The 10764-nt window shown below is 45.4% G+C and carries 13 protein-coding genes and 1 tRNA gene; 4 read left to right on the forward strand and 10 right to left on the reverse strand.

Going from position 1 to position 10764, the window contains the following annotated elements:
• The first annotated feature begins 34 nt into the window (after nt 1-34).
• Entirely contained in the window at nt 35-1036 is a 1002-nt protein-coding gene (locus WCV72_02990) for a virulence protein RhuM/Fic/DOC family protein (GenBank protein MFA6458329.1), read from the forward strand.
• A gap of 57 nt (nt 1037-1093) precedes the next feature.
• On the opposite strand, the gene WCV72_02995 is transcribed toward WCV72_02990, so the two are convergent.
• A complete protein-coding gene (locus WCV72_02995) occupies nt 1094-1477 on the reverse strand; it encodes a hypothetical protein (GenBank protein MFA6458330.1) in 384 nt (127 codons plus the stop codon).
• A gap of 76 nt (nt 1478-1553) precedes the next feature.
• On the opposite strand from WCV72_02995, the gene purB reads away from it, so the two are divergent.
• A complete protein-coding gene (gene purB / locus WCV72_03000; GenBank protein MFA6458331.1) occupies nt 1554-2900 on the forward strand; it encodes an adenylosuccinate lyase in 1347 nt (448 codons plus the stop codon).
• Nucleotides 2901-2915: 15 nt separating this feature from the next.
• On the opposite strand, the gene WCV72_03005 is transcribed toward purB, so the two are convergent.
• Complete coding sequence (locus tag WCV72_03005) at nt 2916-4604, reverse strand: AAA family ATPase (GenBank protein MFA6458332.1); 1689 nt, start codon at nt 4602-4604, stop codon at nt 2916-2918.
• A 75-nt stretch (nt 4605-4679) separates the two neighbouring features.
• Between WCV72_03005 and prfB the strand changes: the two genes are divergently transcribed.
• Entirely contained in the window at nt 4680-5768 is a 1089-nt protein-coding gene (gene prfB, locus WCV72_03010) for a peptide chain release factor 2 (protein ID MFA6458333.1), read from the forward strand.
• Entirely contained in the window at nt 5765-6238 is a 474-nt protein-coding gene (gene def / locus WCV72_03015) for a peptide deformylase (GenBank protein MFA6458334.1), read from the forward strand. Before prfB ends, def begins: the two co-directional genes overlap by 4 nt.
• A 206-nt stretch (nt 6239-6444) precedes the next feature.
• On the opposite strand, the gene WCV72_03020 is transcribed toward def, so the two are convergent.
• From WCV72_03020 to WCV72_03055, 8 genes are all read right to left on the reverse strand, one after another.
• A complete protein-coding gene (locus WCV72_03020; GenBank protein ID MFA6458335.1) occupies nt 6445-7950 on the reverse strand; it encodes a hypothetical protein in 1506 nt (501 codons plus the stop codon).
• Between the two features lies 1 nt (nt 7951).
• On the reverse strand, nt 7952-8509 hold the full coding sequence (locus WCV72_03025) for a sigma-70 family RNA polymerase sigma factor (GenBank protein MFA6458336.1): 558 nt from the start codon (nt 8507-8509) through the stop codon (nt 7952-7954).
• A gap of 35 nt (nt 8510-8544) precedes the next feature.
• On the reverse strand, nt 8545-8880 hold the full coding sequence (locus WCV72_03030) for a PQ-loop domain-containing transporter (GenBank protein MFA6458337.1): 336 nt from the start codon (nt 8878-8880) through the stop codon (nt 8545-8547).
• A gap of 101 nt (nt 8881-8981) precedes the next feature.
• Nucleotides 8982-9155, reverse strand: coding sequence for a hypothetical protein (locus tag WCV72_03035; GenBank protein MFA6458338.1), 174 nt, complete (start codon nt 9153-9155; stop codon nt 8982-8984).
• 47 nt (nt 9156-9202) lie between these two features.
• A tRNA-Ser gene (locus WCV72_03040) sits at nt 9203-9295 on the reverse strand.
• Nucleotides 9296-9356: 61 nt separating this feature from the next.
• On the reverse strand, nt 9357-9803 hold the full coding sequence (locus WCV72_03045; protein ID MFA6458339.1) for a hypothetical protein: 447 nt from the start codon (nt 9801-9803) through the stop codon (nt 9357-9359).
• 85 nt (nt 9804-9888) lie between these two features.
• Nucleotides 9889-10311, reverse strand: coding sequence for a hypothetical protein (locus WCV72_03050; protein MFA6458340.1), 423 nt, complete (start codon nt 10309-10311; stop codon nt 9889-9891).
• Nucleotides 10312-10347: 36 nt separating this feature from the next.
• The gene (locus tag WCV72_03055; GenBank protein MFA6458341.1) at nt 10348-10614 is read right to left on the reverse strand and encodes a thioredoxin family protein; all 267 of its coding nucleotides are present in this window, start codon (nt 10612-10614) and stop codon (nt 10348-10350) included.
• Nucleotides 10615-10764: the final 150 nt, after the last annotated feature.

Genomic DNA, 10764 nt, shown 5'->3' on the forward strand with positions numbered 1-10764 from the left:
CTACTATAACGGTTTTTCGCGGTAAAATAAGAGCATGGATAATCAACTGACTAATCAGATTGTGATTTACAAAACTCCTGGCGGAGAGGTGTCTTTGAGCGTGAAGCTGGAAAATGAGACTGTTTGGCTCACGCAAGCTAGTATCGCGGAACTTTTCAAAATTGAACGCAGTGTTATCACAAAGCATCTCCTTAATATTTTTAAAGAAGATGAACTGAGCCAAGATTCAGTGTGTGCATTTTTTGCACATACTGCCGCTGATGGAAAAACTTACCAAACTAAGTTTTACAGTCTCGATGCAATCATCTCGGTCGGCTATCGGGTCAACTCCAAACGCGCCACGCAGTTTCGCCAGTGGGCAACCAAAACTCTGCGCGACCACATCATCAAAGGATTCACGGTAAATTCCAGCCGCTTGGCGCAAGTCCCGCTTGCGCGCGTCAAAGAATTCGAACAGGCCATCGCTCTGCTGGAATCCGCCCGGCAAAAATCTCTGAGCAGTGATGAAGCCAAAGGCTTGCTGGATGTCATCACAAGTTATGCGAAAACCTGGCTACTGCTGGAGCAGTACGACAAGCAAACATTGTCGACCACCGGCGGTAAAAAAATCAGTAAACAGCTCCAGCTAAATCATGCCCGTGCAGCAATCGCTGAATTAAAGAAAAAACTCCTTGCCGAAAAACAGGCTGGCGAAATTTTCGGACAAGAGCGCGGCAGCTCTTTTCAGGGTGTTTTGGGAAATATCGAGCAATCATTCGACGGAAAAGATCTCTATCCGACACTGGAAGAGAAAGCCGCCCATCTGCTCTACTTTCTCGTGAAAGATCACCCCTTTTCGGATGGCAACAAACGCATCGGCGCATTCCTTTTCATTGTCTATCTCGCGCACAATAATTTCCTCATTAATAAAAAAGGTGAGCGTAAACTTAATGACAACGCCCTCGCTGCCCTCACTTTGCTAATCGCTGAAAGCCAGCCGCGCCAAAAAGACACGATGGTTGCCCTGACGGTGAACTTATTACGCAATAAAATTTAATCCATCAAAATAATCACCGGGGGATTTTGGCGAAAAGTTGAAAGCTTGGCGATGAAACTAATACTCCACACCTTTCACAATCGCGTGAAAAATTTCGATTCTTGTCTCGGCAGACAAGGCTTCGAAGTCTTTTCCCATAGCTTTTCTAACTGCTTCCCATCTTTTCAAAACGCTCTGAGCAGCGCCATAAGGAACTAAAAATTTAACTTCAGGAAAATCTGGATGCTCGTTAATCTCAAAATTAGGAATCTTTTTTAAAGAACCTGACTCCAAAATTTGAAACGACATTTCCTCGCCGGTTCTGGGTTTATGGGGAAATGCACCGCCACCTGCGACATCTTTGCTCCCGTCGTAAAAATTTCGGCGCTCTTTCAATTCTCTCGAAAATTCTTTTGATTCATTAGGCATTTTCAAATAATTTAAGTTTTCGATTTTAACCAAAAACTGAAATTCTGCAAATTTTAAGTTAAAATGGAATCCGTTTCTCAAATCGAAAATATAAAATTTTCAATCTTAAATGCTTCTCTCCCTTTCTCCACTCGACGGTCGCTACGCAGCCAAGGTCGCTGTTTTGCGACCGTACTTTTCGGAATTCGCGCTGATGAAATATCGCACCGTAGTCGAGCTGAAATATCTGGAGGCGCTCGGCGACGAGGCGAAGATCCGCGAAGTCGCGAAATTTTCTGCGGCGGAACGCAAGTTGGTCGATCAAATGTTGCTGAATTTTTCGGGAAAAGATGCCGCCGAGATCAAGCAAATCGAAGCGACGACGAATCACGATGTGAAAGCAGTCGAATATTTTTTGCAGCGAAAGCTCGAGAAAACCAGCCTCCGAAAGCGCATCCCCTTCCTGCACTTCGCGCTGACTTCGGAAGATGTGAATAATCTGGCTTACGCGCTGATGGTTCGGGACGCCGGGAAATACGAAATCCTGCCGGAACTAAAGAAACTCCACGCCGAGATTTTGCGCCGGGCGAAAAACTGGAAAAATCTCCCGATGCTCGCGCGCACACACGGTCAGCCCGCCACGCCGACCACGCTCGGCAAAGAATTTTTCGTCTTCGCGAAACGACTCGAACGCAAAATCACGCAACTCAGCAAGCAAGAAATTCTCGGCAAACTGAATGGCGCGACCGGAACTTTCGCCGCGCACGCCATCGCTTTCCCGGAAGTAAATTGGGAGAGTTTTTCGCAGAAATTTATCCGCAAGCTCGGACTCACGCCGAATCTCGCGACGACGCAAATCGAGTCGCACGACTGGATCGCGGAAGTTTGCGACGAGTTGCGGGGCGTGAATAATATCCTGACCGATCTCGCGCGCGACATTTGGAACTATATTTCTTGGGGTTTTTTCAAGCTCCAGAAGAAAGAAGGCGAAGTCGGAAGCTCGACGATGCCGCACAAAATCAATCCCATCGATTTCGAAAATGCCGAGGGCAACTTCGGACTCGCGAATGCGCTGCTTGGTTTCCTATCGGACAAATTGCCAATCAGTCGAATGCAGCGCGACCTGACTGACTCGACGGTGCTGCGCAATCTCGGCGTCGCAGTCGGCCACGCTTTCCTCGGCTGGCAGAGCCTCACGAAAGGTCTCGGAAAATTGGAAGTCAATCGCCCGAAAATTTTGGCTGATCTCGAGGCGAATCCTGAGGTTTTGGCGGAAGCAATCCAAACGATTTTGCGGAAAAATGGCGACGCCTCGGCTTACGAAAAATTGAAAAAGCTGACGCGCGGCGAACAATTGTCGGTCGAGCTGATTCACGAATTCGTGCAGAATTTGGACATCCCGGCAGCTGACAAAAAACGCCTGCTCGCACTCACGCCGGAAAAATATGTCGGCATCGCTGGGAAGTTGGTGAAATAAAGGCAAAATTATTTTTTAATTTGAGATTTCGCTAAAAATTTCATTTAACTCTTCGTTTTCCAGAATATTCTGTAATTCTTTTTCGTTATTGCAAAATTTAATAACCTCTTCTAAATCTTTGCCTTTAAGTCTTAAGTAGCTCTCCAAATCCCCCTCTTTAAGTATGAAAACTCCGGCTTTATATTTTTCCTCAATTTTCCGTTCAATATTTTCCCATTCTTCTCTATCTTTACTTTTAATATATTTTATTAGCTCTGAATACGGAGTAACTTTATTAAATATATGTATCGCTAATTCCTTAAGTTTTTTGAGATTATCAGAGTCTAAAGAAGGATTATCTATAAAATTATAAAGGTGCTCAAAGAGTGGTTTTGAGTTGATCTTTTTTTTATTCACTTTATCTCTTATCTTTTTATAACACTTATCCTTAAGCTCATTTTTATACTCCGACAATTTACTGGAACTTAAAATACTAAATTCAGTCACATTGTCCCAGTCCCCTATGAAATAATTTCTAATTTCAAACTTATCAAGAAATGGTTTCCAGGTTTTTTCATAATTACCTTTTCCGTCAATTCTGATTATTTCTAAATTTTCTTCAATTTTTTTGTCAGACTTGAACTGATTCCAAAAGCAACGAAAAAAATATTCATCGCTATGCCCTTCGACCAAAACAACTTTGTTTGTAAAAAATATTTTTGCTGAATTTGTGTAATGAAGAATCTGAATTAAAGTTTTTTGTTTTTCCCCTTTAATTTTAGGATGGATAATTTTAGTATTATTTTTCTCATCTTTATAAAATCTATAAACATTATTTATGGTTTCTTTCTGAATAAAAACTGGAGAATGCGTAGCAATAAAAACCTGAGCATTTTTGCTTATTTCCAGAAGAGATTCTAATAATTTTTCTTGTAAATCAGGATGCAGAAAAACTTCCGGCTCATCTATAAAAAATATCTGCGACTTATTTTCAGTCTTTTGACTTTTTAAAAAAGACTGAATGACGCAAAAAAGAAAAATCCTTTGCATACCTGAACCTTCTAGTTCCATCCATCTTTTATTAATCTGCAGGTTTAATTTTTCAAAAAGAAAGTCTGCATATCGATATCCTATTTTGATTTTCTTGCCAGAGAAATATGCTCCTAGGTTCTTCTGGACAGCTCTCCCGAAATTAGTCTTAGAATATAAAACTTGAAATCTTTCATTAAGAATTTTTAGACTTCCATCTTTAAACTCTCCCTGGCTTTCTTTGAGAAATTTGCCAATTATTTCTGCGTGCTTGTCTTGTCTTTCGTTGGCATTTATAAATTCATAATCAACATCTTTCTTTTTCTCAATTTTATCTCTTAGTTCATAATCTTCTTCATATTCTCCAAGAGTTTTTTTAGACAAACGCCAAAAACCAGTCTTGGAATCGCGCAAGGTTTCTATAAAATTATTTTGAGATTTTTCAAATTTACAATGAATTTCAATATCTTTTTTGGAATCATTTTTCCAATCTTTTTCATTGCCTCTCAACTCATAGGCTGTCCCTTTTAATAGCAATGAAAAGGCTTCTATCAAATTTGATTTCCCAGAATTATTAGCTCCAACAAAAATATTCAAACCACTTCCACGAGTTTTTTTATCTGGAGTGTTAAATTCAATTTCCCCGCTATCTTTAAAACTTTTAAAGTTTTTAATATGAGCAGTTTTGATAAACATAGCTTTTATTTACTGGATTATAATTTTACTACTTCTTAGCTTTATCCTTTATCGTTTTTCCTTTATCCTTTCTCTATGCAAAACATCAAGAAAATTCTTCACGATTCGACAGCGCTGATTTTGGAAGGCAAAAGCCGAGTGCGAAATGATCGACTCGTCGAGCAAATTGGCGAACTCGAGAGTGCGATGAACGCGCCGGATTTTTGGAGTGATTCGACGCGCGCGCAGGCGATTTCCCAGAAGCTCGCGAATCTGAAAAAAACCGTCGCCATCTGGGAAGCACTCGAGTCACAGCACGCCGACCTGCTCGAGCTGGTCGCGCTGACGAATGAGGACGATGCGAAGTCGGTCGAAGAAATTCGCAGCGAGGCGGCGGCGTTTGAGCAAAAATTAAAAGAAGCCGAGACGACACTTTTCCTCAGCGGCGAATACGACGCCGGCGATGCCATCCTCGAGGTCAAGGTCGGCGCGGGCGGAGTCGATGCCGCGGATTGGGCGGCGATGCTACTCAGGATGTATCTGCGTTTCGCTGAGAAAAAAGGCTGGAAAACGCAGATTCTCGAAAAGTCGGAGGGCGAAGAAGCCGGTCTGCGTTCGGCGACGGTCGAGCTGCGCGGCGAAAATGTCTTCGGACTTCTGAAGGGTGAAAAAGGCGGTCATCGACTCGTGCGGCGCAGTCCGTTTAATTCGGCGCATTCGCGCGAGACGAGCTTCGCGAAAGTCGAAATTTTGCCGCTCATCACGGACGACAACGCGGTCGAGATCAAAACTGAAGATCTCCGCGTCGATACTTTTTGCGCGAGTGGCGCGGGCGGTCAGCATGTGAATCGCACGGAATCTGCCGTGCGCCTCACGCACCTGCCAACCGGCATCGTCGTGAGCTGTCAGAATGAAAGGAGCCAACACCAAAACAAAGAATGCGCGCTCGAAATCCTGCGCAGCAAATTGGCGGAGCGGAAAATCGAAGAGCGCGAAGCGGAGGAAGCGCAACTGCGCGGGAAAAATTTGAAAGCGGATTTCGGCGGCGACACGATTCGCAGCTATGTTTTGGACGACAAAAGAGTGAAAGACGCGCGCACCGGCTGCGAGACGCACGACCCGGAGAAAGTTTTGGACGGCGAAATCGAGGAATTTTTGCGAGCTTATTTAATTTGGCGGAAATGATTTTGAAGATTGAAACCGGCGAGCAGAATCCGATTTTGCGGCAGAAATCCGTGGCGGTTTCGCAGATCGATAAAAAGCTAAAGAAATTTCTGAAAGCGATGGCCGAGACGATGCTCGCGAAAGATGGTGTCGGACTCGCCGCGCCGCAGGTCGGCGTGAATGAGCGCATCGTCGTCTTGAATTTACGGATTGATAAAAAGAAGTGGCAGACGGTCGCGCTCGTAAATCCGGTAATTCTCGATGCGAGCGTCGCGACGATTTGCGACGACGAAGGCTGCCTCTCACTGCCGGGCGTCGTCGGCGAAGTCGAGCGCTTCGCGACAGCGACGGTGAAATTTCTGGACGAGAATGGTGCGACGAGAATTCTCGAGCTCGAAGGGCTAAATGCGAGAGCGATTCAGCACGAAATCGACCACCTCGACGGCATGCTCTTCATCGACCGCGCCACGAAAATCCGGAAGGACAAATGAATTTACTTACGCGAATCTCGAAACTGCTTTTAGACTTGAGCGGCGAAAAATTTTCGAATTTTCAAGTCTCGTAATTTACGAAATAATTTTGAGGCTCCAACCTATCCGCACTGAAACTTCAAGCGTTTTAGTTTTTTACCATCGTTAACCCACCACCTAGGTGGTGGGTTAACTTGTTTGTAGATTCCGTAAATTTGAAAATTCGTTCAGCGCAAAGTCGTGGAATTGGCGCTCTCCGCATTACTCGGCTCGGACTCGTCTTTGACTGCTTCAGTTCCAATTTCTGGAGTTTCGAGAAGCACCGCGCTTTCGCCACGAAACAAAATCGGCGGCTGAAGCAGATCCTGCTGCTCGAGAATTTCGGCGACGAGCGGAACGACGACTGATTTTTGATAAATGTTGGGATTCTGGGAAATGACGGGAAAACGCAGTGCTGGCAGAATCAATTCCTCATTCGCGCCGTTGGCATAATTCCAGTATTTCAGCAGAATTTGCTCTGGCTGACCAAGCTCGATCTCGACGACATTCGCGCCCTCAGACAAATAACCGCCCCACCACAAACCGCCTCGTTCGAGAAATTTGCGGAAGAGTGCTTCGTCAGTGACTGCCGCGTATTGCGAAGATTCGTAATCTTGCGTGGCAAGTCCGTACAGATTCGTCGCGCGACCACTGCGCTGATCGACATTCACACTGAGACCCTCTTTATCCCCGCTTGAATTGTAGACAAATTTATTTTCCACTTGGAGCGGGTAAATGACGGTAGCGGATTCAGGAAAATAAAAATCGCTCTCGGCTCCCGTGAAGCGCGCCAATTCGCTTTGCCAAGCATAGCCAATCTCAGGCGCACCGTAGTTTTTCAAATTCACCTTGAACTGGCTGATGAGCTCATGAGCCGCGGCGAGAATTTGTGCATCCGGCAACATATCCGCGCGACCAAGTCGCAGGCTTTCGTAGCAATCCGGCGCAGTACAATCAAGATAAGGATTCGGCCATTTGAGTGAATTTTGATTGAGCGAAACACTGCCATCTTCGAAATTGACGAACGCCGCATAACCAAAATCACGATTCTCGACGATGTTGTAATTTTGGACTTGAGCATCTTGCAGTGTGCTCAGGTCGAGCAAACCAAAGTCGAATTTGGCGAGCGAATTCGCGAGACTCGCCGTCGCCGCGGAATTCTTAACGCGACGAAGCACTTCGACTTCACCGCCCGGCAAATTGAGCGTGCCTCTGTACACATATTTGTAGGTCTCGAAATCGGGCGCGATTTTGGAATCAGCTGTCAGCGCTGCCCCGCCACCACCGCGACCAGCAACTGGCACTGCACCCGTGCCACCAGCGAGTGAACCGAACGCGCGCGGAGCGACTGATTGAACTGTGAATTTTGCGACTGAATCGCTTGAGGAAATAACACGGTCGTAATTTTGAACGCCAAATAAAACGGCAAGCGCGACCGCTGCTCCCGCGAGGGAGTAGAAAAATTTTTGCATTCTGAAGGGATTAAAAGATAATTTAGGTGGAGGGCTTTTGAATTGCCGAGCGCGCGCTAGCAACTCATTTTTTAGCCTTTTTTTGAAACTCGCATCAATCTCTGAGTGCGGCTTCGCCGCGAGCATTTTTTGCGCCAGTACGCGAATTTCTTTTTCGATCTTCGCGAACTCAGGATCGAGTGAAATCAAGTCGGCAACAATTTCATCAAGAATTTTGGACATTTCAGAAAGTTAAAGGGAACAATAAGAGCGCGACGACGATTTCTTTTTTTAGGCTTTTGAGCCCACGCGCGAAATCCATTTTGACCGCCGCCTCAGATTTACCGAGCACTTCAGCGATTTCGCGAAACTTCAGCCCTTCCCAAATCCGCAGCAAAATTATTTCGCGCTGGCGCGGCGAGATCTTTCGCAAGGCCGCGCGAATCTCCGTGAACTCTGCTTGAGAATCGAACTCAGCCGAGACATCGGTCTCGCTCGCGAGATCAAAAACATCGTCAATGTTTTTGGAGTCTTTTTTCGTACGGTAAAAATCGATAACTGAGTTGCGCGCGATGGCATAAATCCAGGAATTGAAACTGCCCTTATGCGAATCGAAAGAACGGATTTTTTCCAACGCGCGCGTGAAAGTTTGCGAAGTGAGATCCTCCGCTGTCTCACGATGAAAAGTTTTGTAAAAAATGAAGGCGTAAATTTTTTGCGCAAAAAGCTCGTAGATTTCCGCAAAAAGCTCCAGCTCCCCTTTTTGAATACGCGCGATAAGTTCGATTTCGACAGTCTGCATCTGAATTTATTACGCCGGAAATCCGAAAAGGTAACTTAACCGAAGAGCAAAATCCCCACGACGACCGCGCCATTCGCGAGAATCCAAAGCAAATACATGCGCGCAATCATCTTCTCGTGGTGGACGAGACCGTAGGCGAAAATTGGGAAATTGAAAGCCAAGTAACTTCCCCAGGAAATCAACGAAAGACCTTCGGCGTCTTGGAGCGCGTAAATTTTGTAAATCTGCGGCAGCGTGAAAATCGGTCCGAGCACCGAGGCGACCAGCACGATGCGGTCGAGGATGCGCACTCCTTTTTCGGAAAGCAGCGGTCGCGGTGACTTGGTTAAATTTTTGCGGCGGCGGAGATGGTACAGCGGATGGGCAGACATCGAAAAAATTTTACGACGATTATCGGATTTTGCGAAATAGGGATTTGGATTTGAAAAAAATTCGAATCAATCTCGACCACCTGAGCGCGCCAACTTCATGATTATTTCAATCGAGAAATTTTATTTCTTCCTTTCACCAAACCAACAATGCCCGCAATAATCACCAGTAAGCCAAGCAGCTGACAGCCAGGACTGTCATCAAATCCGCCATAAATAAACAAAAAAGCGCCAACCAAGACTGCGAGAATGCAATATAAAATCTTAATTTTTCCCATGTGCTAATTTTAAGCGAAAATTTTTTCGAATGTCTGTTTTTATGAATTGGCGGAGAGGGAGGGATTCGAACCCTCGCGCGAGCTTGCGCCCGCCTACAGCTTTAGCAAAGCCGCCTCTTCAACCACTTGAGTACCTCTCCGCGAGGGTGGCAGCTCACGGATTTTGCCGAAAAATCGCCGACTAAGCAATCTTCTAAGGCTTTAATTTTTTGCTTGAAGATCGGGCGGTTGTACGATTTTATTTTTTTTAAAAAAAATTGCCAAAGTGAAACCACTCACGATCAAACCAGTCCAAAAACCAAAACCCAAATAATCAAAACTAAAGTTCGACTGCAGCAACCAAAGCAAGGGACCGGCCAACATCGCCATCGCCAAGTATTTTTGCAATTCGAAAGTTTGGATTGGCAACTTCAGCTCCGCACCAAAGCGCGGCAACAACCAAAGTAAAACTAAAGCAGTCGAAGCCACGACCGTAATCCTGCCATAACCGTGCCAACCGTTGTAATTGTAGCCACCAAGCATGCCGATGGAGACCGACGACCACGGTAAAAAAGTCGAAGCAAAAGCCAAGACCGCTCCCAATAAAATTTGCTTTTGGATTTGGGAAGTTTTAACAAACTTATCTTTGAGATTCTTGATGGCAATCATGCAAAAGAATTAATCTGAGCGAATTTTGCCGAAAGAACGACGATTACGCAATTTGCAAGATCTTTAGCTCGTCAATCCAAGCACTTCACCGTTGCGTTTTTTGGAAAAAAATTGCCAGCGTGAGACCACTCGCTATGAGTGCCAACCAGAAACCAAGTCCGAGATAAGCAAAACCAAAACCGGATTGGAGCAACCAGAGCAAGGGGCCAGCCAGCATCGCCAGTGCCAAATATTTTTGTAAATCGGCATCCGGAATCGGAAGTTTCAAATTGACGCCGAAGAGCGGCAAGAGCCAAAGCAAGATCAAGCCGGCCGACGCCAAGACCGTGAGCAAACCAATACCATGCCAGCCGTTGTAATTGAAGCCGCCGAGCATGCCCATCGAGACGGACGACCACGGCAAAAATGTCGCAACGAAGGTGACCGCAGCACCGATTAAAATCTGCCTCTGCCGTTTGGGAGCCTTAGCGAATTTTGCTTTGAGATCTTTCACTTCAGTCTTAGGCATGGGCAAGAATTAAACTGAGAGAATTTTGCCGAAAAATCAGCGGTCGCGCAATTCATTAATTTTCGCAAGAATAATTTCCTTCTCAATGATGCCTGCCATCCTTTCAATCTCTGCGCCATTTCGGTCGAGGAAAATAAACTCAGGAATTTCGTGCACGCCCCACTGCGTCAGTAATGCCGGACTGACATCGGCATCGATGAATTCGGTCACGAGCCAGGGATTTTCTTTTTCAATCTCCGCAAAACGCGGCTTCATCGTGATACAGCCGACACAACTCGGCGAGCCAAATTTGAGGACTTTCATTTTTAAAATTTAGACGGAACTATTTTAACGCAAAAATAGCTCGACCTATTTGGCTGAGCTATTTTTGTTTTTGGCTCCAGTGCTGATTTCATTCAGCAATCCGAGGATTGAAGAATGAGTGATTGAGAGATTTTTGATTCGACGAGCGAA

The sequence above is a fragment of the Patescibacteria group bacterium genome (assembly GCA_041665585.1).
GTDB lineage: Bacteria > Patescibacteriota > Gracilibacteria > JAHISY01 > JAHISY01 > JAHISY01.